18 protein-coding genes are annotated in these 23,057 nt (G+C 70.4%); 16 read left to right on the top strand and 2 right to left on the bottom strand.

The window, feature by feature from the left end; genetic code table 11:
- The first annotated feature begins 186 nt into the window (after positions 1-186).
- The 3 genes from EUC46_RS02840 (at position 187) to EUC46_RS02830 (ending at position 5,040) form a co-directional block, all read left to right on the top strand.
- Positions 187-1,308, top strand: a complete 1,122-nt coding sequence (locus EUC46_RS02840) for an o-succinylbenzoate synthase (RefSeq protein WP_164918734.1) — start codon at positions 187-189, stop codon at positions 1,306-1,308.
- Positions 1,305-3,260: a 2-succinyl-5-enolpyruvyl-6-hydroxy-3-cyclohexene-1-carboxylate synthase gene (gene menD / locus EUC46_RS02835; RefSeq protein ID WP_206645872.1), complete on the top strand. Its 1,956-nt coding sequence runs from the start codon at positions 1,305-1,307 to the stop codon at positions 3,258-3,260. The genes EUC46_RS02840 and menD overlap by 4 nt, the downstream gene beginning before the upstream one ends.
- Positions 3,261-3,435: 175 nt before the next feature.
- Entirely contained in the window at positions 3,436-5,040 is a 1,605-nt protein-coding gene (locus EUC46_RS02830) for a trypsin-like peptidase domain-containing protein (protein WP_241655351.1), read from the top strand.
- 49 nt (positions 5,041-5,089) lie between these two features.
- Here the strand turns inward: EUC46_RS02830 and EUC46_RS02825 are convergent, their stop codons facing one another.
- Positions 5,090-6,955 carry an isochorismate synthase gene (locus tag EUC46_RS02825; protein WP_206645871.1) on the bottom strand — a complete coding sequence of 622 codons (1,866 nt, stop codon included), beginning with the start codon at positions 6,953-6,955 and terminating at the stop codon, positions 5,090-5,092.
- On the bottom strand, positions 6,952-7,647 hold the full coding sequence (locus EUC46_RS02820; protein ID WP_128772677.1) for a demethylmenaquinone methyltransferase: 696 nt from the start codon (positions 7,645-7,647) through the stop codon (positions 6,952-6,954). The genes EUC46_RS02825 and EUC46_RS02820 overlap by 4 nt, the downstream gene beginning before the upstream one ends.
- Positions 7,648-7,954: 307 nt before the next feature.
- Here EUC46_RS02820 and EUC46_RS02815 point away from each other — a divergent pair, with 307 nt between their 5' ends.
- From EUC46_RS02815 to nuoL, 13 genes are read left to right on the top strand one after another with little or no spacing between them, the layout of a single operon-like run.
- Positions 7,955-9,292 (top strand): geranylgeranyl reductase family protein, encoded by a 1,338-nt coding sequence (locus tag EUC46_RS02815; protein WP_421701107.1) that lies wholly within the window; start codon positions 7,955-7,957, stop codon positions 9,290-9,292.
- Positions 9,289-9,648, top strand: a complete 360-nt coding sequence (ndhC, locus tag EUC46_RS02810; protein ID WP_128772676.1) for an NADH-quinone oxidoreductase subunit A — start codon at positions 9,289-9,291, stop codon at positions 9,646-9,648. The genes EUC46_RS02815 and ndhC overlap by 4 nt, the downstream gene beginning before the upstream one ends.
- Positions 9,649-9,679: 31 nt before the next feature.
- A complete protein-coding gene (locus EUC46_RS02805; protein WP_128772675.1) occupies positions 9,680-10,300 on the top strand; it encodes an NADH-quinone oxidoreductase subunit B in 621 nt (206 codons plus the stop codon).
- Positions 10,297-11,052: an NADH-quinone oxidoreductase subunit C gene (locus tag EUC46_RS02800; protein ID WP_128772674.1), complete on the top strand. Its 756-nt coding sequence runs from the start codon at positions 10,297-10,299 to the stop codon at positions 11,050-11,052. The genes EUC46_RS02805 and EUC46_RS02800 overlap by 4 nt, the downstream gene beginning before the upstream one ends.
- Positions 11,052-12,431 carry an NADH-quinone oxidoreductase subunit D gene (locus EUC46_RS02795; RefSeq protein WP_128772673.1) on the top strand — a complete coding sequence of 460 codons (1,380 nt, stop codon included), beginning with the start codon at positions 11,052-11,054 and terminating at the stop codon, positions 12,429-12,431. The genes EUC46_RS02800 and EUC46_RS02795 overlap by 1 nt, the downstream gene beginning before the upstream one ends.
- On the top strand, positions 12,431-13,129 hold the full coding sequence (gene nuoE / locus EUC46_RS02790) for an NADH-quinone oxidoreductase subunit NuoE (protein ID WP_128772672.1): 699 nt from the start codon (positions 12,431-12,433) through the stop codon (positions 13,127-13,129). Before EUC46_RS02795 ends, nuoE begins: the two co-directional genes overlap by 1 nt.
- Positions 13,126-14,460 carry an NADH-quinone oxidoreductase subunit NuoF gene (nuoF, locus tag EUC46_RS02785; protein WP_206645870.1) on the top strand — a complete coding sequence of 445 codons (1,335 nt, stop codon included), beginning with the start codon at positions 13,126-13,128 and terminating at the stop codon, positions 14,458-14,460. Before nuoE ends, nuoF begins: the two co-directional genes overlap by 4 nt.
- Before the next feature lie 3 nt (positions 14,461-14,463).
- Entirely contained in the window at positions 14,464-17,199 is a 2,736-nt protein-coding gene (locus EUC46_RS02780; RefSeq protein WP_128772670.1) for an NADH-quinone oxidoreductase subunit G, read from the top strand.
- Positions 17,196-18,632 carry an NADH-quinone oxidoreductase subunit NuoH gene (nuoH, locus tag EUC46_RS02775; RefSeq protein WP_241655350.1) on the top strand — a complete coding sequence of 479 codons (1,437 nt, stop codon included), beginning with the start codon at positions 17,196-17,198 and terminating at the stop codon, positions 18,630-18,632. The genes EUC46_RS02780 and nuoH overlap by 4 nt, the downstream gene beginning before the upstream one ends.
- Positions 18,625-19,317, top strand: a complete 693-nt coding sequence (nuoI, locus tag EUC46_RS02770) for an NADH-quinone oxidoreductase subunit NuoI (protein WP_128772669.1) — start codon at positions 18,625-18,627, stop codon at positions 19,315-19,317. Before nuoH ends, nuoI begins: the two co-directional genes overlap by 8 nt.
- Positions 19,314-20,732 carry an NADH-quinone oxidoreductase subunit J gene (locus tag EUC46_RS13370; RefSeq protein WP_338324459.1) on the top strand — a complete coding sequence of 473 codons (1,419 nt, stop codon included), beginning with the start codon at positions 19,314-19,316 and terminating at the stop codon, positions 20,730-20,732. The genes nuoI and EUC46_RS13370 overlap by 4 nt, the downstream gene beginning before the upstream one ends.
- An 8-nt stretch (positions 20,733-20,740) precedes the next feature.
- On the top strand, positions 20,741-21,034 hold the full coding sequence (gene nuoK / locus EUC46_RS02760; protein ID WP_421701102.1) for an NADH-quinone oxidoreductase subunit NuoK: 294 nt from the start codon (positions 20,741-20,743) through the stop codon (positions 21,032-21,034).
- Positions 21,035-21,044: 10 nt separating this feature from the next.
- Complete coding sequence (gene nuoL, locus EUC46_RS02755; RefSeq protein WP_128772667.1) at positions 21,045-23,057, top strand: NADH-quinone oxidoreductase subunit L; 2,013 nt, start codon at positions 21,045-21,047, stop codon at positions 23,055-23,057.

Genomic DNA, 23,057 nt, shown 5'->3' with positions numbered 1-23,057 from the left:
TGCCCGGGGCCCTCCCGGCTCCAGTAGCCGCGTCTGCGAGTCGCCCGCCCCGGGTCGGCCCCGGACGCCGCACAGGACCGGAATGTGTCCATTATCACCCCAGAAGGGCTTGCCTATTGGCCCTGGACGCCGCGCGGGGCCGAGCCCTTCGCGGTCCGACGCCGTATCGGGTTCTATTCTGTTCCTGTGACCGCATCTTTGCCCGACCATGTCCGGGCCCGCGGTGAGCTCGACCTCGACGCCCTGCGCGCCCTCGACCGCAGCGCTCTCCTGGATGGTATCGACCGCGCCGTGGTCTGGGAAATACCTCTACGCAACCGTTTCCGTGGCCTGACCCGCCGTGACGGCGTCCTTCTGCACGGCCCCGCCGGGTGGGGGGAAGTCGCCCCCTTCTGGGACTACGATGCCGAGGCCTCCGCCCCCTGGCTGGCCTCCGCCCTGGAGGCGGCCACCGGCGTCGGCCCCGGCGGAAGAGCCATCGCCCCGCCGGCGGTCCGCCGCGACCAGATCCAGGTCAATGTCACTATCCCCGAGGTTCCTGCGGACCGCGCCCGTGTCCTGGTGCGCCTCAGCGGCGCCGCCACCGCCAAGGTCAAGGTCGCCGGTAGCCCCGGGGCGCTCCAGGAGGACCTGCGGCGCCTCGAGGCCGTTCGCGACGCCCTCGGGCCGGCCGGCCGCATCCGCATTGATGTCAACCGCGCCTGGGATGTGGAGACCGCCCGCACCAACCTGCCCCTCATGAACCAGGCCGCCTCCGGCCTGGAGTACGTCGAGCAGCCCTGCGCGAGCGCCACCGAGTTGGCGGCCCTGCGCCGCACCATGAACCTGCCGGTGGCCGCCGACGAGTCCATTCGCCTGTCGGCCGACCCCCTGGCCGTGGTGGGTTTAAGGGCCGCCGACATCGCCGTTCTCAAGGTCGCGCCCCTGGGCGGGGTCACCCGGACCCTGGCCCTGGCCGAGCGCCTCGGGCTGCCCGCCGTCGTCTCCTCGGCCCTGGACACCTCCGTGGGCATCTTCGCCGGCCTCACCCTGGCGGCAGCCCTGCCTGATCTCGACCGCGCCTGCGGCCTGGGCACCATCACCTTGCTGGGGCGCGACGTCGCCGTGCCCTCACTGGCGCCCCGGGCCGGGATCCTGACTCTCCAGCCCCTGCGGGTCTCGCGCTCCCTGCTGGGCTTTGCCGCCGCCGGGGAGGAGCTCACCGCGCGCTGGCAGGCCCGCATGGGGCACCTCATTGGCGCCCTGCGCGCCCGCCGTGAGCGCGAGCGGCGTGACCCGCGTCAGGCCGTCGCGGGTCTGCCGCTGTGAGCCGCCCCGCCGTGGGGACGGCCTCTCAGCGGGGAGCCCAGGACATTGTTGCGGCCCTGATTGACGCCGGTGTGCGCCGGGCCGTCCTGTGCCCCGGTTCGCGCAGTGCCCCCCTGGCCTACGCCCTTCACCAGGCGCAGTGCGCTGGCCGCATGAGCCTGCGGGTGGTCCTCGACGAGCGCAGCGCCGCCTTCATCGCCCTGGGCATGGGGCGCGCCCACCTCCTGGAGGGCCGGCGCCGCCCCGCTGCGGTGGTGACCACCTCGGGGACTGCGGTGGCCAACCTTCACCCGGCGGTCGCTGAGGCCGACGCCGCCGGGGTGCCTCTCCTGGTCCTCAGCGCCGACCGCCCCCACGAGCTGGTAGGCACCGGGGCCAACCAGACCACCGAACAGACCCGGATCCTGGGGGACGCCCCCCGGGTGGTCGTCGACCTCCCCGCGGACCTGAGCGCCGACCTCGGGCAGGCGGCAGCGGCGGCGGCACTGGCGGGGCAGGTCCGTCGCGCCGTCCTGGCGGCCAGCGGCGCCTTGAGCAACGACCCGGGACCGGCCCAGATCAATGTCCGCTTCCGCCCTCCGCTCGCCCCCAGCAGCGTTGGCGGCACCGGCCGCCTCCAGGGCGCCGACGACGCCGATGCCAGAGGGTGGGGCCCGGCCCCCGGGAGCGGCGGCCATGGGGTCCAGTGCCCCAGTGCCTCCGGGGGCGGGGGCCCCGCCCGCCTCGATCCGGCGCCGCCCCTGCGGAGCCGGGGCGAGGGGCCAGTGCAGGCGGGGTGCGGGCACCGTGCCCACCGTGCCGGAGAGGGCGGGGTGTTAGCCGCCGATTCAATGCCGCCCCAGACGGGCGGGCACCGTGCCGGAGAGGGCGGGGACTGCGAGCATGAGCCGCCGGTGCGAGAGCGCATCACAGTCGCGGGCGGGCCGGGTCAGGGGCCCAGCCGGGGCCTGGTCATTGCCGGGGACGCCCCCGACCCGGCCCTGGGTGCCCTGGCCGCCGAGCTCTCTGAACACATGGGTTGGCCTCTGCTGGCCGAGCCCACCTCCCAGGCCCGCGGCGCCGCCAGCGCCCTGCCCCGCTACGCCGAACTACTGGATGCGCCCGCAGGCTCAACCCTGGCGGCCCGCGCCACGCACGCGGTGGTCCTGGGGCACCCCAGCCTCAGCCGGGCTATTGGCGCCCTGCTGGCCCGCACCGATCTTGACATCACCGTCCTCGCCGAGCGCGCCCGCATTACCGACGTCGCCGGGACCGCCACGCGCCTGCAGCCATTGGCTCCCGGCCGCGACCAGGCCGCACGTCGACGCCAGGCCCGGCATGTGGCTCAGGCCTTGGGCGTGGGACCGGCCGGGGCCGACTGGGCCCGGGCGTGGCGCAGCGCCGTCGCCGCCCTGCCCGTCGCCGTGGAGCCCAGGCGCTTGAGCGCCGACACCGCGGCCCTGGCCGTGTGGGAGTCGTGCATGGGCGAGGGCGCCCCCTCGCTCATGGTCGGTTCCTCCATGACCATCCGCCGCCTGGACCGCCTGGCCCCCACCGGGCAGAGCGCCCCGTGCGCCGTCGCCAATCGGGGTCTTGCCGGGATCGACGGCACCGTCGCCACCGCCGCCGGCCTGGCCCTGGCCCGTGGGCGCCCCGTGCGCGCTGTTATGGGGGATCTCAGCTTCCTTCACGACGCCATGTCCCTGGCCTGTGGGCGCCTGGAGGAGGTCCCCGACCTCCAGGTCATCGTTCTCGACGACGCCGGGGGCGCGATCTTCACCGGCCTGGAGTACGCCAAGGTGCCCGGGGAGGATCGCTTCGCTCGTCTTTTCACCACCCCCCAGCGCGTCGCCGTGGGGCCGCTCGCTGCCGCACTGGGCGCCGTCGCCCACACCCCGGCCACGCTCGACGAGCTCGAGCAGGTGCTGGCCGAGCCGGTTCGCGGCCTGAGCGTGGTCCACCTGAGCCTGTGAGAACCTCCACCCGGTTGGGAGTGGAGCCTGTCACCGGGGCGCACACCGCTCTATTATCACAGGCGGCAGCCGCATAGGATTCTCAGCGAAGTCTCAGATCAGGGTCGGGCACGGTCCAGGCCGTCAGTATTGGCTTTGGCGTGTGATGAGTGGGCTGACCGCCCAGGAGGTACGAATGAGCAACAACGACCACGTCCCCGGATCCGGTGGCGCGGAGAGTCCCGACCCGCACAGCGCTTGGGGCAACCCCGGTGGGCGGGCCGCCGGTTCCAGCCCCTCCTCCGGTGGGCCCGCCGCCGGCTCCAGTTCCCCCTCCGGCGGCGATGGTCCGTCCCCCAACCCGTATGAGGCCGTTGGCGCCACTCGGCCCTCAGGCCCCTACACCTCGGTGCCCGCCACACCCGCCGGGTACAACTTCTCCTCGGGCTCCGGGAGTGCCGCTGGGCCGGCTATGTCCGCCAACTCCACCCGGGCTCCTGCGACGGGCCCGGGGGCGACGCCGGCGACGGGCCCGGGGGCGGTGCCCGCGACGACCGCGGGGGCCGCGCCAGAGCCTCCCCGCTTCCCCGCCCCCAAGCCGGCTGCCGGCAAGGAGCGGCGCCGCGGACCGGGCTGGAGCGCCCTCCTGGCTGTCACCCTCATCGCCTCGCTGCTGGGCGCCGGTGGCGGGGTGGCGGCCGTGACCGCCATGAACGCCAGGAACGAGAAGACCGACACCGTCCCCACCGCCATAGCCACCGGCGCCACCACCCAGACCGTTGACGCCGTCGGCGTCGCACCTAACTGGGAGGCCGTCACGGCCGCCGTCGCCAACTCCGTGGTGTCCATTACCGTGGCCATCAACGGCAAGACCTCAGTGGGCTCGGGCGTCATCTACGATTCCCAGGGACACATCATTACCAACCACCACGTGGTCGCCGGAGCCTCACAGATCCAGGTGACTTTGGCCGACGGACGTATTTACTCCGCCCAGCTCACCGGTTCCGACCCGGCCACCGACCTGGCGGTTATTGAACTTGAGAACTCTCCTGGCGACCTGACAGTCGCCCAGACCGGCGACTCCGACACGCTGATCACCGGCCAGGACGTCATGGCCATTGGCAATCCGCTGGGACTGTCCTCGACGGTGACCACTGGCATTATCTCCGCCCTGCACCGTCCCGTGGTCACCACCCAGCAGGACGGCGGCCAACAGTCTTCCGATGATCAGAATGGGTCCCCGGATTCGCCCGGCGGGCTCCTGGGGCAGGAGCAGGGCACGACCTCGCAGGTCTACACCAACGCCATCCAGATTGACGCCGCCATTAACCCCGGCAACTCCGGCGGGCCCCTGTTCAATGAGACCGGCCAGGTCATTGGCATTACCAGTTCCATTGCCTCCATGGGCTCTTCCTCGAAGGAGGCCCAAGGCTCGATTGGCATTGGCTTCGCCATCCCCGTGAACCTCGTCAAGAAGGTCGCCGACCAGCTCATCTCCACGGGCACGGCCACCCACGCCTACCTGGGCGTGTCCATTGGTGACGGCGGCGGCGAGGCCGACGGTGTGCTGCGCGCCGGGGCGCAGGTGGGCAATGTCGAGTCCGACTCCCCGGCGGCCGACGCCGGGATTGAGGTTGGCGATGTCATTACCGCCATTGACGGCAAGGCCACCAGTCAGGCGGCCGCTCTGACCGGTTTTGTGCGTCAGTACTCTGCGGGGGACACCGTCACCCTCACGGTAATCCGCGACAACACCAGCCAGGAGATCCAGGTGACCCTGGCCGAGCGCAAGGACTCCTAAGCGCCCCCCACCGCCTCGCCACTCGCCCACCCGCCCTCCAACAAAATCCTCACAGCACACCATCCATGGACGTTGTGCTGTGAGGATTTTGTTGGAGGGGAGGTTGGAGGGCGGGAGGGAGGGGAGGCGGGAGGGCGGGGGAGGGGGCGGTGGCGCCGAGGGCCTGGAGCATGGGGAGCATTTTGACGCGGGTCTCAGCCAACTCGTCGGCCGGATCGGAGTCGGGCATGATGCCGCCCCCGCCGAACACCCGTGCGGGAGCCCCTGGTCCAACCCCGCCGGCGGGCAGGCGGGCACTGCGCAGGGCAATGCACCACTCACCCTCTCCGTGCCAGTCCACCCAGCCCACGGGCCCGGCGTAACGCCCCCGGTCCATGCCCTCGACCTCGGCAATGATCCGCGCCGCCGCCGTGGTGGGGGTCCCGCACACGGCCGCAGTGGGGTGCAGGGCGCCTACCAGGGACAGGGCCCCGGTGTCACCGGCAACCACGCCGGTGATGTCGCTGGCCAGGTGCAGCACATTGGGCAGCTCCAGCACGAAGCGCGGTGGCGCCTCCACCACCGAGCACAGCGGCTCCAGGGCCTCCAGGGCGGAGGCACGGGCCAGAGCATGCTCCCGATTGTTCTTCTCCGACCCCTCCAGCCATGTCGCTAGGGCGGCGTCCTGCTCGGTTGTGGCGCCAACACGCCGGCGGGCGGTGCCGGCCAGCACCCGGCTGAATAGGCACCGTCCCTCCAGGCGCACCAGGAGCTCGGGGCTGGCGCCCACCATGGAGTCGACAGCGAAGGTCCAGCAGGAGGGGTAGGCGACGGCCAGGCGCCGAAGCAGGTCCCCAGTGCGCATCGGCTCATCAGGGCTGACGAGGGCGTCGCGGGCCAGGACCACCTTGGCCGCTTCCCCGCTGCGCATCCGCTCCTGCGTGCGCTTGACGGCCCCGCACCACTGCCGGGCGGAGAGGGCCCCGGCGCCCACGCGGGCGGACCCGGCCTCGCAGGGGCTGGCGCCGCCCCCGGGGGCGCACCCGGACGGCGGTGCTTGAGCGGGAGACCCGGTGGCGCCCCTGGACGCCGCTCCAGGGCGCTGCGCGCGGGCGGAAGACTCGCCGGCGGCGCTTTCAGGTGCGCGCCTGCGCGCAGGCGCGCGGTGGGGGAGGCCGACTGGGGACGACGACGCCCGGCCTGTCGTCAGGAGCTCGTCGATGAGAGCCTGCGGACCAGGGTGCTCTTGGCCGGCCAGGACGGCGGTGGTCGCCCAGGCCCCCTCCTGGTCGACCCCAATGAGGACGGCGGGCACCACCAGTACCGAGCGTTCTGCGGAGTCGGGGGAGAAAGTGATAGTTCCCAGGGCCACCGGCCCGGTCCCGGGCCGCACCAGGGGGTCGGACCACCAGGAGGCGTAGACCACCGCCCGCCAGGCCGAGCGCAACTCGTCAATGCGCCCCTCGCCCTGGGCGTCCAATTCCAGAATGCGCCCGAATCCGACCAGGCCTTGACCGTCGCGAACCCAGGAGCAGACATCGTCCCGCCCCGCGAGCAGGTCAATAAGACCGGACCGTCCACCGGGCCCCGCCCGGTGGGGGACGGGCGCGGCGCCTGCGAGGCCGAGACCGGTACGCCCACCGGGCCCCGCCCGGTGGGGGACGGGGGCGCCCGCATCGACCGGGCCGGGCGCCCCCCAGGAAGTCCCTGCCCCGTTGGCGGCGCCCGCCGTCGAGGAGATGGCGCCGGCGGCCAGGCGGGCCAGGTCTGTGGCCGCAAGCGCCGTGGTGCGCCAGCTCAGGCGCGGCGGATCCAGGGCCGCCGCACCGGCCGTGAGGCGAAGGCGCCCCACGTCGCTGGGGGAATCAGTGGATGCCCTCAATGGCGCGCGGTCGGGGCCTTGGCGCCTGGCGCCGTCCTCCACGGGCCTGATCATGAGGGCTTGGTAGCGCGGTGGACGGCCACGATCCCACCCGAGAGATTCTTGTACCCCACCTGGCGCCACCCCGCCTCCTGCATGAGGGCCGCCAAGGTCTTCTGGTCGGGCCAGGCCAGGATGGACTCGCCCAGGTAGTCGTAGGCCTCGGTGTTGGAGGAGATCAGGCGGCTTGCGGCAGGCAGCACTCTACCCAGGTAGAAGCGGTAGGCGGTGCGCAGTGGCCCGCCCACCGGGGTGGAGAACTCGGCGATGACCGCCCGCCCGCCGGGGCGCGTCACCCGCGCCATCTCCCGCAGGGCGGCGCTGGTGTCCTGCACATTGCGCAGCCCGTAGGAGATGGTGACGACGTCGAAAGAGTCGTCGGCGAAGGGCAGGGCCATGGCGTCCCCGGCGACGAAGACGGTCCGGGGGTGGCGCCGCTTGCCCGCGGCGACCATGCCGGTCGAGAAATCGCAGGCCACCACCTGGGCGCCGTCGGCGGCGTACTCCACTGAGGAGGTGCCGGTGCCCGCAGCCAGGTCCAGGACCCGGTCGCCAGGGCCGGCTCCGACGGCGGCCCGGGTGACAGCGCGCCACATGCGCACCTGCCACAGGCTCATCACGTCGTTGGTCAGGTCATAGCGGCGCGCGACGGCGTCGAACATGCCTGCGACCTCATGGGGGTCCTTGGTGAGGCTGGCTCGGCTCATGCCCCCATCATCCCAGGTGCCCGACGGTCCCAACCGCGCCACCCGACCCCCACCCGGGACCTGTGTCCCAGGAACCACAACCGATATTCGTGAGGTTGAACATACCTAATTCGTGTTCGTCCTCCAGGCGCGATCAATGGCGGAACCCGGCCCCAAACGAGGCCAGAATGCGGAAAAATAGAGGGAAATGCGGGGTTGTCAAGACCGGCGGATACCGTCGGTAGAGTCTGATGCGGTCTTCCGTGCCCGGATGACCCTTCGGCCCGCTTCGTGGCTGTCGTAGGACTCAGTGGGGAGGAGGCGCCCAATGATGGACAAGGCCACCGAAACGGCCGCCCTGCCCGCCACCTCCACCGCGGTGCGCCGCACCACCCCCCTGAGCGCCGACGTCGTCGTGGTGGGCGCCGGGCCCGCCGGGTCCAGCGCCGCCCACCACCTGGCCGTCCTGGGTCTGGATGTCATCCTCCTGGAGAAGCAGGAGCTCGGCCGGGACAAGGTTTGTGGTGATGGCTTGACCCCCGCGGCCGTGCGCGAACTCATCCTCATGGGCGTGGACACCACCGGCTGGCAGCGCAACACCGGCCTGCGCGTCATTGGCGGCGGGCACCGCCTCCACATCCCCTGGCCTGAGCAGCTCTCCCTGCCCTCCTACGGGATGGCTCGCCCCCGCGCCCTACTGGACCGCGACCTGGCCGAGCACGCCGCCGCCTCCGGGGCCCGGCTCCTGACCGGGGTGACCGCCACCGCCCCCCGCACCTCCGCCGCGGGACGCGTCACCGGCATCGAGGTCAAGCCCACGCCCCGGGTCGCCTACCCGGGTGTTGAGGCCCCCACCACTATTGCCGCCCCCCTGGTCATTGATGCCGGCGGGGTCTCCGCCCGCCTGGCCACTGCCGTGGGCCGCACCAAGGACGAGCGCAAACCCCTGGGGGTGGCGGTGCGCGCCTACTTCCGCTCCCCGCGCGCCACCGACGCCTGGATGGAGTCCCAGCTGGAGCTGTGGGACGGGCCCGTGGGGGCCTCAGACCTCCTGCCCGGCTACGGCTGGGTCTGGCCCGTGGGCGAGGGCCTGGTCAATGTGGGCGTGGGCTCGGTCTCCTCACGGGCCGCAGCCGCCAGTATTGACTACAAGGCCGTCTTCTCCCGCTGGATAGACAATGCCCCGGACTCCTGGGGCTTCACCAAGGACAACCAGGTCGGCCGCTTGGCCAGCGCCGCCCTGCCCATGGCCTTCAACCGCAAACCCCACTACGCCGACGGCCTCATGCTGCTGGGCGACGCCGGCGGCATGGTCTCCCCCTTTAACGGGGAGGGCATTGCCCAGGCCCTCATGTCCGGGCGCCTGGCCGCCCAGGCCGCCGCACAAGGGGCCGCCCGCTCCACGGCGCTGGGTCGTGAGCGCGCCCTGTCCCAGTACCCTGCGGCCCTGAGGGCCCAGATGGGCGGGTACTACACGCTGGGCCGCGTCTTCGTCTCCCTTATCGAGCACCCCGAGGTCATGCGCCTGTGCACTCGTTACGGGCTGCCGCGCAAACGCCTCATGAGGCTCGTCACCAAGCTCCTCTCTGATGGTTGGGAGCGTCGCGGCGGCGACGGCCTCGACCACCTCATCCAGCTCCTCACAAGGATGGTGCCGGCAGCATGAATCCCTACGCCGCTTTGCTCATAATGGCCGCCCTGGCCCTCCTGGTGGCCATTGGCGGCCTGACCCTGAGCGCTATTGTCAGCCCGGGCCGGCGTAACAAGGTCAAGGTCGCCAACTACGAGTGCGGCATTGACCCCACCCCCGCCAATGTGGAGCACGGGCGCTTCCCGGTGTCCTTCTACCTGGTGGGCATGACCTTCATCATCTTCGACGTGGAGGTCGTCTTCCTCTACCCGTGGGCCACCGCGTTCGGGCGCCTGGGCTTTTTCGGCTTGAGCGCGGCCCTGCTGTTCATTGCTCTGATCACGGTGCCCTACATTCTGGAGTGGCGCCGCGGCGGGCTGGACTGGGACTGAGCGGATACGTCGGGAAGGAAGGCCAACGCGCATGGACATGAAGGACTACAACGAGAAAATGCGCCACATCCCCTCCAAGCGCGACGACCTGCGCGCTCAGGCGCTCGCCGCCGTGGAGGGCCCCGGCTTCATGCTCACCAGTGTCGAGAAGCTGACGGACCTGGCCCAGGCCCGCTCCCTGTGGCCGGTCACCATGGGCCTGGCCTGCTGCGCCATTGAGATGATGGCCACCGGCACCCCCCGCTTCGACATGGCCCGTTTCGGCTGGGAGGTTTTTCGCGCCTCGCCGCGCCACGCCGACGTCATGATCGTCTCCGGGCGCGTCTCCCACAAGATGGCCCCCGTGGTGCGCAATGTCTACGACTCCATGCCCGAGCCCAAGTGGGTCATCTCCATGGGCGCCTGCGCTTCCAGCGGCGGAGTGTTCAACAACTATGCGGTTGTCCAGGGCGCGGACCACATTGTGCCGGTGGACATTTACCTGCCCGGCTGCCCGCCGCGCCCCGAAATGCTCATTAACGCCATGCTCGAGCTCACCCGTCTCATCGAGCACAAGCCGATCTTCAAGCACCGCGAGGATATTGCGCGAGCCGTCGAGGCGGCCGCCCTGGCCGCCACCCCCACCCACGAGATGAAGGGTCAGCTCGCATGAGTGAGAACACCCCCGCTCCCGGCGCCCAGGAGGCGGGCACCCCCGCAGTTCCGGAGATCGCTGGGACTGCGGTGCGCCCCGAACTGCGGGTCGAGGTCGTCTCGCGCCACACGGGCCACTTCGGGGCCCCCGACGCCGGCGACACCACCGGCTACGGGCTCACCCAGGGCGCCACCGCCTTGGCCCCGGCCGCCACGCGCCCCTACGGGGGCTGGTTCGACGACGCCGTCGACCACCTCATTGAAGACCTGGCCGCCGCCGGGGTGGACCCGGCCGCCGCCATTGAGAAGGTTGTTGTCGAGCGCGGCGAGCTGACCATCTTCGTGGCCCGCCAACACCTGCTCGACGTCGTGGCCCCCCTGCGCGATGACCAGGATCTGCGCTTCGAGTTGTGCCTGGGGGTCAGCGGCGTGCACTACCCGCACCTGGCCGGGCGTGAACTCCACGCCTGCTACCACCTGATGAGCTTGACCCACGGTGGGCGCATGCTGCGCCTGGAAGTCGCCTGCCCCGTCTCCGACCCCCACGTGCCCTCCATTGTGGCGGTTTACCCCGGCAACGACTGGCACGAGCGCGAAACCTGGGATCTCATGGGCATTGTCTTCGACTCCCACCCCAATCTCACCCGCTCGGCCATGCCCGACGACTGGGTGGGCCACCCCCAGCGCAAGGACTACCCGCTGGGCGGCATCCCCGTGGAGTACAAGGGGGCTGTCACCCCGCCCGCTGACACCCGGAGGTCCTACCGCTAATGAGCACTGTTCACGCCACCGGCCCTGCCACGGACGAGCTGTCCGCGGGCGCCCCCCAGTACACCCTGACGGGTGGCGACTGGGATGAGGTCGTTGCCGCCATTGCTGCGCGCGACGAGGCCGACCGCCTGGAGCACGACCGCATTGTGGTCAATATGGGCCCGGTCCACCCCTCCACCCACGGGGTGCTGCGCCTGGTCCTGGAGATCGACGGCGAAAGGGTCACCGAGGTCCGCGTGGGCACCGGCTACCTGCACACCGGTATTGAGAAGAACATGGAGTACCGCACCTGGGTGCAGGGCGAGACCTTCGTGACGCGCATGGACTATGTGGCCCCCTTCTTCCAGGAGGTCGCCTACGCCCTGGCCGTGGAGAAGCTTCTGGGCGTCACTGACGACGTCCCGCAGAAGGCCACCGTCGTGCGCGTGCTGCTCATGGAGCTCAACCGCATTGCCTCCCACGTGGTGGCCGTGGGCTCAGCCGGCAATGAGATGGGCGGCACCACCCTCATGACCATTTCCTTCCGCTGCCGGGAGAACATTCTGCGGGTCTTCGAGATGGCTTCGGGCCTGCGCATGAACCACGCCTATATTCGCCCCGGCGGCCTGGCCCAGGACATTCCCAGGGGCTTTACCGACTTCGTGCGCTCGGCCATGCCCAACATTAAGCAGGACCTCCATGAACTGGAGCTGCTGCTCATGGAGAACCCGATCCTCAAAGCCCGTTTCCAGGGCATTGGCGAGATCACCCTAGCCGGCGCGCTGGCCATGGGCTTGACCGGGCCGTGCCTGCGCGCTGCCGGCTACCCCCTGGACATGCGCCGCACCACCCCCTACTGCGGGTATGAGACCTACGACTTCGACGTGCCCACCTATCAGCGCTCGGACTGCTACACCCGCCTGCAGGTGCGCATGGACGAGTGCTACCAGTCTCTTAAGATCGTCTCCCAGTGCGTGGAGCGCCTTGATGAGATCGCTGAACACGGATCCAAGGCGGACAATGCCTTCATGGTGGCCGACCCAACCATTGCCTGGCCCGCCCGCATGGCGCTGTCCACCGATGGTCAGGGCCAGTCCCTGGAGCATGTGCGCGAGATTATGGGCACCTCCATGGAGTCCCTTATTCACCACTTCAAGCTGGTCACCCAGGGCTTCCGCGTGCCCGCCGGACAGGTCTTCCAGACCGTGGAGCACGCCAAGGGCACCCTGGGCGTGCACGCCGTCTCCGACGGCGGCACCCGCCCCTACCGGGTCCACTTCCGCGACCCCTCCTACTCCAACCTGCAGTCCCTGGCCCTCATGGCCGAGGGCGGCATGATCGCCGACCTCGTGCCCACCTTGGCCTCGATCGACCCCGTCCTGGGAGGCGTGGACCGCTAATGAGCACCACTGGAACCCCCGCGGCCCCGGGCCGCAGCCCCGAGGCGGATGCCCGCCTGGCTGCTGACATTGCTGAGATCAAGTCCCGCTACCCGGTGGGGCGCGAGCGCAGCGCCCTGATTCCCATGCTCCACCTCATCCAGTCTGTGGACGGCTACGTTTCGCCCGCCGGTATTGCTTTGTGCGCCCAGGAGCTGGACCTGACCCGCGCCGAGGTCAGCGCCGTGGCCACCTTCTACAGCCAATTCCGCCGCCACCCGGTGGGCACCTACCACGTGGGGGTGTGCACCAACGCCCTGTGCGCCGTCATGGGCGGCGATGAGATCTGGCGGGCCGTGGCCGAGTACACCGGCCTGGGCCCCGATGAGACCAGTGAGGACGGCGTCATTAGCGTCGAGCGCCTTGAGTGCAATGCCGCCTGCGACTACGCCCCGGTGGTCATGATCAACTGGGAGTTCTTCGATAACCAGACCCCCGCCTCCGCCGTGGAGACGATTAAGGCCCTCCAGCGCGGCGAGGACGTCGCCCCCACCCGCGGCCCTGAGACTCTGCCGACCTTCCGGGAGAACGAGCGCCTGCTCGCCGGCTTCGAGGATGGCCGTGCCGGCGAGGGCGGCGGCGCCGGCGAGCCCAGCCTGCGCGGCCTGCGCATTGCCCGCAACCAGGACTGGACCGCCCCGAAGGAGGAGACGAAGTGAGCCCAACCACCCCCTCCTTCACCCCTCCGGGCACCCTCACCCCGGTCCTGACCGACCTGTGGGACGCCCGGGACTCCTGGACCCTGGGGACCTACCTGGCCCACGGCGGTTATAGGGGCCTGGAGCGGGCCAAGACCATGAGCCAGGCGGACCTGGTCGCCCTGGTCAAGGAGTCGGGTCTGCGCGGCCGTGGCGGCGCGGGCTTCCCCACCGGGCTGAAGTGGTCCTTCCTCCCCGCCCCCGACGGCGGCCCCCGCTACCTGGTGGTCAACGCTGACGAGTCCGAGCCGGGCACCTGCAAGGACATTCCCACCATCTTGGCCAACCCCCACGCGCTCATTGAGGGCGTGGCCATCACCAGCCGCGCCATTGGCTGCGATCACGCCTTCGTCTACCTGCGCGGGGAAGTGGCCCACGTCTACCGCCGCCTTCTGGCCGGCGTGCGCGAGGCCCGCGAGGCCGGCTACCTGGACACCGGTTTCGGCCTCGATGGCGCCCAGCCCCTGCGCATTACCGCCCACGCCGGGGCCGGGGCCTATATCTGCGGTGAGGAGACCGCCCTGCTGGACTCCTTGGAGGGGCGTCGCGGCCACCCCCGCCTCAAGCCCCCCTTTCCGGCGGCCCAGGGCCTCTACGCCCGGCCGACGGTCATTAACAATGTTGAGACCATTGCCTCCGTGCCCGGCATTGTGGCCCGGGGCGCCCAGTGGTACGCCGCCATGGGCACCGAGAAATCCCGGGGGCACGGCCTGTTCTCCGTCTCCGGGCACGTGGTCAACCCCGGCCAGTTCGAGGCCCCCTTCGGCATTACCATGCGCGAGCTCATTGAACTGGCCGGCGGGGTCCGCCCCGGGCACCAGTTGAAGTTCTGGGTGCCCGGGGGCTCCTCCACCCCGATCTTCGGCCCCGAGGAGCTCGATGTCCCCCTGGACTACGAGTCGGTCGCCGGCGCGGGCTCCATGCTGGGCACCCGCGCCCTGCAGGTTTTCGACGAGACCGTCTCCGCGGTGCGCGTCGTCACCCGCTGGGTCGAGTTCTACCAGCACGAGTCGTGCGGCAAGTGCACCCCCTGCCGCGAAGGCACCTACTGGATGCGCCAGATCCTGCTGCGCCTGGAGGCGGGCAGGGGCCTGCCCGGGGACGTCGAGAAGCTGGAGGACATTGCCTCCAACATTGCCGGGCGCTCCTTCTGCGCCCTGGGCGACGCCTCCGCCACGCCCGTCCTGACCGGCATCGCGAGATTCCGCTCCGAGTTCGAGGCCGGGTACACCACCGCCGCCGCCGAGCTCTTCCCCTACGCGGCCTCCTCCATCCTTGAAAGCGCACGGTGAGACATGACCGCCACTGCCGACCTCGTCACCCTCACCATTGACGGCGTGCCCGTCAAGGTGGAGAAGGGGACGCTGCTCATCCGTGCCGCCGAGAAGATTGGTGTGCGCATCCCGCGCTTCTGCGACCACCCCCTGCTGGAGCCGTCGGCCAACTGCCGCCAGTGCCTGGTGGAGGTGGCCATGCCCGGGCGCGACGGCGTGGTGCGGCCCATGCCCAAGCCGCAGCCCTCCTGCGCCATGACCGCCATGGACGGCATGGAGGTCTCCACCCAGGCCACCAGTAAGGTGGCCGCCAAGGCCCAGGCCGGGACCATGGAATTCCTCCTGGTCAACCACCCCCTGGACTGCCCGGTGTGCGACAAGGGCGGGGAGTGCCCCCTGCAGAACCAGGCCCTGGAGCTCATGGCCACCGGCGCCCGCGCCGCCACCCGTTTCACCGACGTCAAACGCACCTTCCCCAAGCCGCTGCGGCTGACCAGCAACATCTTGCTGGATCGGGACCGCTGCATCCTGTGCCAGCGCTGCGTGCGCTTCGCCGCCCAGATCCCCGGCGACCCCTTCATCGCCCTCCAGGGGCGCGGCGGCGGCCACCCCGCCTACGACATGGACGGAAACCCGGAGCACTGCGGGGGCCTGTACTCCGAGCAGGTGGGCCGTTTTGACGCCGGGGTGCTGGACTTCGCCGGGGGCGCCGCCCAGGCCTCGGCCGACGGCCTGGACACCATGACCATCCGAGGCGGGGCGGGCCTGGTCCCCGAGGCGGACCTGGCCGGCCCCGGCGGTGCCCCCGGCGTCGTCGACGGCCTGGCCCACGGGCCCGCCGGGGAGGAACTGGACGTCTCCGGGCGACCCTTCGCCTCCTACTTCTCGGGCAACATTGTCCAGATCTGCCCGGTGGGGGCACTGACCAGCGCCCGCTACCGTTTCCGCGCCCGCCCCATGGACCTGGTCTCCACCGACTCGGTCACCGAGCACGACGCCTCAGGTTCAGCCATCCGCGTGGATATGCGCCGCGGCGTCGTCCTGCGCCGCCTGGCCGGCAACGACCCGGACGTCAACGAGGAGTGGATCACCGACAAGGACCGCTTCGCCTTCACCTGGGCCTCAACCCCCGACCGCCTGACCACCCCACTGGTGCGCGACGAGGACAGCGGCGAGCTGGTGTCCACCAGCTGGTCGGAGGCCCTGGAGATCGCCGCCGTGGGGCTGGCCGGCGCCGTGGCCGACGGCGGTGTTGGTCTCCTGCCCGGGGGGCGTCTAACCCTGGAAGACGCCTGGGCCTGGTCCCGCTTCGCCCGGATGGCGCTGGGCACCAATGACATTGATCAGCGCGTGCGCGACCACTCCAAGGAGGAGGGCACGTTCCTGGCCAAGCGGGTCGCCGGCACCGGGCTGGGCGCGGTCACCTACCGCGCCCTGGAGAGGGCCGGGCAGGTGCTCCTGGTGGGCCTGGAGCCTGAAGACGAGTGTGGTTCCCTGTTCCTGCGCCTGCGCAAGGGCGTGCGCGCCGGAGGGGTCAAGGTCGCCGCCGTCACCGCCGTCCGGACGGCCGGCAGCTCCAAGATGGACGCCGAGACCATTGTGGCCGCCCCCGGCCAGGAGGCCCGCGCTGTCGCCCTGCTGCCCCACACCCACCCCCGGCTCATTGAAGCCCTCAAGGGTGAGGGGGCGGCCATTGTGGTGGGGGAGCGCGCCAGCGCCGTCCCCGGCCTGCTCAGTGTCGTGGACGCCCTGGCCACCGCCACCGGGGCGCGCCTGGCCTGGGTGCCGCGCCGTGCCGGCGAGCGCGGCGGCATTGAGGCCGGCCTGCTGCCCTTCCTTCTGCCCGGTGGGCGCCCGGTGTCCGACGCCGCCGCCCGCGCCCAGGTGCAGGACGTCTGGGGCCCGCGCGCCGACGGCTTCAGCAGTGCACCGGCCCTGCCGGAGGCCCCGGGCCGCGACACCACCGGCATCCTCACCGCCCTGACCGACTCCGAGCTCGGCGGACTGGTCATCGGTGGAGTGGATCTGCGCGACTTCCCCGACCCCGGCCTGGCCCGCGCCGCCCTGACCGCCTCAGGGTTCACCCTCCAGCTGGAGGTTCGCCGCTCGGAGGTCAGTGAGCACGCCGACGTGGTTCTACCGGTGGCCCCACCGGTGGAGAAGAACGGCACCTTCGTCAACTGGGAGGGGCGGGTGCGCCCCTTCGGGCAGGCCCACGTCTCCCGGGCCCGAACCGACCGCCAGGTCCTGGACATGCTGGCCGCCCAGATGGGCATCGACCTGGGCGTTGCCGACCTGGAGGTCCTTCACGCCGAGCTCGCCTCCTTGGGCCTGTGGGCGGGGGCGCGCGGTGAGGTCGCTTTCAGCGATGAGGACATTGACGAGGAGCTCATTGTCGAGTCCACCGCCCCGGGCGCCTCCACCGTCTCGGGCTTGGACGCTCTCCTGGCGACGCACAAGCCCATGCTCGACGCCGGCCGTCTTCAAGACGGCGAGCCCTTCCTGGCCGCTACCGCCCTGGCCCCGGTGGCCCGCCTGGGAGCGGATCTGGCTGCGCGCCTGGGCGTGAGCAACGGGGAGATCGTTGAGGTCTCCACCGCCACCGGCTCCATTGCCCTGCCGGTCCGGGTCGGCGGCGTGGCCGACGGCGTCGTGTGGCTGCCCGAGTGCTCCCCGGGTTCTACCGTGCGCCAGACCCTGGGCGCCCACCACGGCTCCCATGTCAGCATTTCGATCCCCGCGGAGGTGGTCCGGTGAACACCGCGACTCACGCAGTAGCCCGGTTGGGCGCTGTCCTGCCGGCCAATGGGGGTGTGACCGCCGACTTCTCTGAGGAGACCTGGTGGCTCACCATTATCAAAGCCGTCTTCATTGTCGCCTTCCTCATTGTCAGCGTCATTATGATGCTGTGGGTCGAGCGTCGCGGTCTGGCCCGCATGCAGACCCGCCCGGGCCCTAACGTCAACGGCCCCTTCGGCCTGTTCCAGGCCATCGCCGACGCCGGCAAGCTCATTATGAAGGAGGATTTCTGGCTCAAGGGCGCTGAGCGATTCGTCTACATCCTGGCCCCGGTCATCGCCGCCTTCAGCGCCTTCATGGTCTACGCGGTCATCCCCTTCGGCCCCAATGTGAGCATCCTGGGCCACTCCACGCCCCTGCAGCTGACCGACTTCCCCGTGTCCGTCCTCTATATCCTGGCGATCACCGCCTTCGGGGTTTACGGCACCATCCTGGGCGGCTGGTCGGCCCACTCCACCTACCCGCTGCTGGGCGCGGTGCGCAGCGCCGCCCAGGTCATCTCCTACGAGTTGGCCATGAGCCTGTCCATCCTCACCGTGTTCCTGGTTTCAGGGACCATGTCCACCTCCGGGATTGTCAGCGCCCAGGAGCGCCTGTGGTGGGCCATTGGCATGGTTCCCAGCTTCCTCATCTACGTGGTGTCCATGGTGGGGGAGGTCAACCGCCTGCCCTTCGACCTGCCCGAGGCCGAGGGCGAGCTGGTCGCCGGCCACATGGTGGAGTACTCCTCCATGAAGTTCGCCTGGTACTTCCTGGCCGAGTACATCAATATGTTCAATGTTTCGGCCGTGTGCGTGACTCTTTTCCTGGGCGGCTGGCGCTCGGTGGTCCTGGCCTCTTTCTGGCAGGGCGCCAATTCCGGGTGGTGGCCCATGCTCTGGTTCATTGGCAAGGTGTGGGCGGTCATGTTCCTCATGGTGTGGACCCGCGGCACCCTGGTGCGCATCCGCTACGACCACTTCATGAAACTGGGCTGGAAGGTCCTTATCCCCGCGGGCCTGGTCTGGTTCGTCCTCGTGGTCATTGTCCAGGGCTATCGCGCTTTCTCCGGGGGCTCTCCGCAGAGCCTGCTGCTGGTTCTGGCCGCTGTCTTCCTGGTGGCCACACTCGTCTTCTACTTCGCGCCCGAAGCCGAGTCGGGAGAGGAGCCGGGCAACGGCGCCGGTGACGCCAGCCCCGGTGGAATGGGCCAAGGCGAGGACGGGCCGCTGGACGCCTTCGCCGGCGGTTTCCCGGTTCCACCGCTTCCCGGCCAGGTGCTGCCGCCGTCGCCGCGCGCCAGGGGCACGGCCCCCTCCAGCACCGCCGGCACCGCCAGCGCGACCGCCCTCGCGGGCACCCCGACAACCCCCGCTTCCGGCGCCGAGGCCCAGGAGGGAACTGATGACTGACCGCACTGACCGCCCTGCTCCGGGCGGGAGCGACCACGACCAGTGGCTGCGCGGATCGCCCAGTGCGCTGGCCCGCGCCTTTGCGCCGGTGGCCGGCTACGGGGTGACCATCTCCTCAATGTTCCGCCCCACGGTCACCGAGCTCTACCCCTTTGAGAAGCCCGTCCTCATGCCCCGCTATCACGGGCGCCACCAACTCAACCGTTACGACGACGGCCTGGAGAAGTGCATCGGCTGCGAGCTGTGCGCTTGGGCCTGCCCCGCCGACGCCATCTACGTGGAGGCTGCCTCCAACGAGCCGGACGCCCAGTACTCGCCGGGGGAGCGCTACGGGCGCGTCTACCAGATCAACTATTTGCGGTGCATTTTCTGCGGCTTGTGCATTGAGGCCTGCCCGACGCGCGCCCTGACCATGACCCATGAGATTGACGAGCTGGTCGGTCCTACTCGTACAGGCCTGATTTATGAGAAGGCCGACCTGCTGGCCCCCGTCCCCCCCCGGGCCCTGGCCGCCCCTCACCCCATGGCCGAGGGCACTGAGGACGTCGACTATTACCGCGGGGCGGTCAAGGGACCCACCCAGGCCCAGATCGACTGGGTGCGCTCGGCGCGCCCGGAGGATCCCACGGTGGCCACCGCCAAGGCCGTGCCCGCCCCGGTCCCTCAGAAGGAGGCGGCCCGGTGACCCCCCTCGCGCACGCACTCCCCACCATGACCGCCTCGGGCGCAATGTCGACGGGGGAGACAATCCTCTTCGGCGTCGTCGCCGTGGTCACCGTCTTGTGCGGTCTGGGCCTGCTCACCGCCAAACGGGCGGTGAGCGCCGCCATCAACATGATCGTCATCATGATCGGCCTGGCGGTCCTCTATGTCGCCAATGAGGCGCCCTTCCTGGGCATTACCCAGGTGGTCGTCTACACCGGGGCGGTCATGACCCTGGTGCTCTTCGTCATTATGCTCGTCGGGGTCGGTGGCGAGGAGCCCATGGGCGGCACCACCTGGCCGGCGCAGAAGCCACTTGTTGTCACCCTGGGCGTCGGCCTGGTGGCGGTGTTGACCGCCGCCGTGGTCCGCAACACCTTCCCCGCCGCCCAGGGCCTGGCCGACTCCACGGCGGCCACCCCCCAGGCGCTGGCCCTGACCCTGTTCGGCAACCACGTGGCAGCCATGGAGCTCACCGGCGTCCTGCTGATTATTGCCGCCCTGGGGGCCTTGACCCTCACCCATCGTCAGCGGGTACGGGCCAAGCGCTCCCAACGGCAGATCGCCGAGGACAAGATGCGCGCCTACGCCCAGTCGGGGGCCCACCCCGGCCAACGGCCCATGCCCGGCGTCTACGCCTCCACCAATACGGCAGCCGCCCCCGCCCTGGACGCCTCGGGAGACGAGGTCCACGAGTCCGTCCCCCGTGTCCTGCGCGTGCGCGGCCAGGCGCTCGAGCTCTCCGAGGTCTCCCCGGAGGTGGGCGCCGCCCAGCGGGCCGGGCGCATGACGCAGCGGGAGAACGCCTCCGTGGGCCGCTCCGGCATGGCCTCCATGCCCGGTGCCCCGGCGCCGGTCGTCGCCCAGCCCACAGCCCCCGCCAAGGCGAAGGCTGCGCCACCGGCAGGCTCTGGGCCGGGCGAGGCCCCGGCGGAGGGCGAGTCGGCGACTCCCGCGCAGGTGCGGGCCGGTTCTACCACTGCCCCCACCCCCGCGCAGGTCGAACCGGCTGACGATGAGCCGGCCAAGGCCCCGGCGGAGGGCGAGTCGGCGGTCGCAGAAGCCAAGCCGGCGACCGAGCCCGCCGAGGTCCCCGCGCAGGCCGAGTCGGCGACTCCCGCGCAGGTGCGGGCCGGTTCTACCGCCCCCACCCCGGTGCAGGCCGAACCGGCTGACGATGAGCCGGCCAAGGCCCCGGTTGGGAATGAGCCGGCGGCCAAGGCCCCGGCTGACGATGAGCCCGCCAAGGCCCCAGCTGGGAATGAGCCGGCGGCCAAGGCCCCCGCGCAGGCCGAGCCGGCCAAGCGCACGCCTGCCAAGAAGACCAGGAGACCCACCGCGAAGGCGGCCCGGCCGGCCCGGTCCAGCAAGAAAAAGAGGAAGGGGAGGAAGAAGTGACTCTTCCCATGACCGCCTATGTCGTCCTGGCCGGCGTGCTCTTCACCCTGGGGGCCCTGACCGTTCTGCTGCGCCGCAACGCCATTATTGAGCTCATGGGCGTCGAGCTCATGCTCAACGCCGTCAACCTGGTCCTGGTGACTTTCTCCCGTCTCCACGGAAACCTCACCGGGCAGGTCTTCGCCTTCTTCGTCATGGTCGTCGCTGCCGCGGAGGTCGTCGTGGGCCTGAGCATTGTCGTGTCCATCTTCCGCACCCGCAGGTCCACGTCGGTTGACGACGCGAACCTGCTCAAGAACTGAGGAGACCGGCATGACCACCGCACCGCCTACCGCCGCGCTCCTGGCCGGGCACGCCACCGGCCTGCTCACCGACCCCACCGGTCCGGCCGCCTGGTCCTGGCTCCTCATTGCCGTGCCCGCCGTCAGCGCCGCCATCCTGCTCCTGGCCGGACGCCGCTGCGATTCCTGGGGGCACTGGCTGGGATTGGCCGCCGCCCTCTTCGACGCCTGCCTGGGCGGGGCGATCCTCATGCAGGTCCTGGGCCTGAGCGCCGACCAGCGCACCATCTACCTCAGCCTGTGGCGCTGGTTCTCCTCGGGCGACCTCGACGTCACCGTGGGCCTCCAGATCGACCCGCTCTCCTTGACCTTCGTCATGCTGGTGACCTTCGTGGGCTTCCTCATCCACCTGTACTCGGTGGCCTACATGAGTCACGATCGCGATCGGCGCCGCTTTTTCGCCTACCTCAACTTCTTTATCGCCGCCATGCTCACCCTGGTCCTCGGCGACTCCTACATTGTGCTCTTCGTGGGCTGGGAGGGTGTGGGCCTGGCCTCCTACCTCCTCATCGGCTTCTGGAACACGGCCGACGCCGACGCCCCTCCCGCCGCCAAGGCCGCCAGTGCCTCCAATGCGACCGCCGCCAAGAAGGCCTTCATTATGAACCGAGTCGGAGACCTCGGACTGCTGCTGGCCATGATGGCCATGGTGGCCCAGATGGGCTCGGTGCGCTTCTCCGACGTGCTCCAGCTCGCCGCCGGGGGCTCGGTGTCCACCGGCTGGCTCACCGCCATCGGCTTCCTCCTCCTGCTAGCCGCCTGCGGCAAGTCCGCGCAGTTCCCGCTCCAGGCCTGGCTGGGTGACGCCATGGCGGGCCCCACCCCAGTCTCCGCCCTCATTCACGCCGCCACCATGGTCACTGCCGGCGTCTACCTCATGGTGCGCTCGGGCGCCATCTACACCGGTGCCCCTGATGCCCAGCTCGCCGTGGCAGTCGTCGGCGCCATCACCCTGCTGCTGGGGGCCGTCATTGGCGCCGCTAAGGACGATATGAAGAAGGTCCTGGCCGCATCCACCATGAGCCAGATCGGCTACATGATGCTCGGCGCGGGCCTCGGCCCCATTGGTTACGCCTTCGCCATCTTCCACCTGCTCACCCACGGCTTCTTCAAGGCCCAGCTTTTCCTCGGGGCCGGAAGCGTCATGCACGCCATGGACGACCAGGTCAACATGCGCCGTTTCGGCGCCCTGCACGGCCACATGAGAATCACCTGGGCCACCATGGGCATTGGCTGGCTCGCCATCTTGGGTATCCCGCCCTTCTCGGGGTTCTGGTCCAAGGACAAGATCATTGAGGCGGCCTTCGTCGGTCACGGCGCCCAGCCCTGGATTCTGGGCACCATCGCCCTGCTGGGCGCGGGCCTGACCGCTTTCTACATGTCTCGCCTGTTCTTCATGATCTTCCACGGCACCAAGCGGTGGACGACCGCCGAGGACCTGGAGGGGGAGGTCCACCCGCACGAGTCCGGTGTTCTCATGACCGCCCCACTGGTCATCCTGAGCCTTTTCTCCCTGGCCCTGGGAGGCCTACTGGCCATGGGGGAGCGCTTCACCACCTGGTTGGAGCCGGTCACCGGCCACGTCGAGCACGGCGAGCCCGTACTGCCGGTGACCGCCATTATGGGCGCCACCCTGGCACTGGTGCTTATTGGCGTCGTCGTCGCCTGGTTCATGTACGCCCGCCGGCCGGTGCCCACCGTGGTCCAGCCCGGCAATGTCCTGGTCGAGGCGGCCCGCAAGGACATGCATCAAGACACCGTCAACGAGGCCATCGCCATGCGCCCGGGCCAGGGCCTGGTCACCGCCGCGAGCCTCACCGACCACTACGTGGTCGACGGCGCCGTTGAGGGCCTTGCCCGGGGGACGGCCGCTACCGGGCGGCTCGTCCGCCGCACCGAGTCCGGGTACGTCCGCTCCTACGCCGGCTACATGCTCGGCGGGACGGTGCTCGCACTCATTGCCGTCCTGGCCACCAGGATCTGA

The organism is Actinomyces oricola, from assembly GCF_004104015.1.
Lineage (GTDB): Bacteria > Actinomycetota > Actinomycetes > Actinomycetales > Actinomycetaceae > Actinomyces > Actinomyces oricola.
This window is presented reverse-complemented; position numbering and strand designations above follow the sequence as displayed.

Bases quoted from the DNA above. Each gene is read 5' to 3' on its own strand.
- nuoI (WP_128772669.1), top strand. From the start codon at position 18,625: ATGACTGACCGCACTGACCGCCCTGCTCCGGGCGGGAGCGACCACGAC.
- EUC46_RS02800 (WP_128772674.1), top strand. From the start codon at position 10,297: ATGAGTGAGAACACCCCCGCTCCCGGCGCCCAGGAGGCGGGCACCCCC.
- nuoK (WP_421701102.1), top strand. From the start codon at position 20,741: ATGACCGCCTATGTCGTCCTGGCCGGCGTGCTCTTCACCCTGGGGGCC.
- EUC46_RS02825 (WP_206645871.1), bottom strand. From the start codon at position 6,955: ATGATCAGGCCCGTGGAGGACGGCGCCAGGCGCCAAGGCCCCGACCGC.
- EUC46_RS02820 (WP_128772677.1), bottom strand. From the start codon at position 7,647: ATGAGCCGAGCCAGCCTCACCAAGGACCCCCATGAGGTCGCAGGCATG.
- EUC46_RS02830 (WP_241655351.1), top strand. From the start codon at position 3,436: ATGAGCAACAACGACCACGTCCCCGGATCCGGTGGCGCGGAGAGTCCC.
- nuoE (WP_128772672.1), top strand. From the start codon at position 12,431: ATGAGCACCACTGGAACCCCCGCGGCCCCGGGCCGCAGCCCCGAGGCG.
- EUC46_RS02795 (WP_128772673.1), top strand. From the start codon at position 11,052: ATGAGCACTGTTCACGCCACCGGCCCTGCCACGGACGAGCTGTCCGCG.
- nuoL (WP_128772667.1), top strand. From the start codon at position 21,045: ATGACCACCGCACCGCCTACCGCCGCGCTCCTGGCCGGGCACGCCACC.
- EUC46_RS02815 (WP_421701107.1), top strand. From the start codon at position 7,955: ATGATGGACAAGGCCACCGAAACGGCCGCCCTGCCCGCCACCTCCACC.
- EUC46_RS02780 (WP_128772670.1), top strand. From the start codon at position 14,464: ATGACCGCCACTGCCGACCTCGTCACCCTCACCATTGACGGCGTGCCC.
- ndhC (WP_128772676.1), top strand. From the start codon at position 9,289: ATGAATCCCTACGCCGCTTTGCTCATAATGGCCGCCCTGGCCCTCCTG.
- EUC46_RS02805 (WP_128772675.1), top strand. From the start codon at position 9,680: ATGGACATGAAGGACTACAACGAGAAAATGCGCCACATCCCCTCCAAG.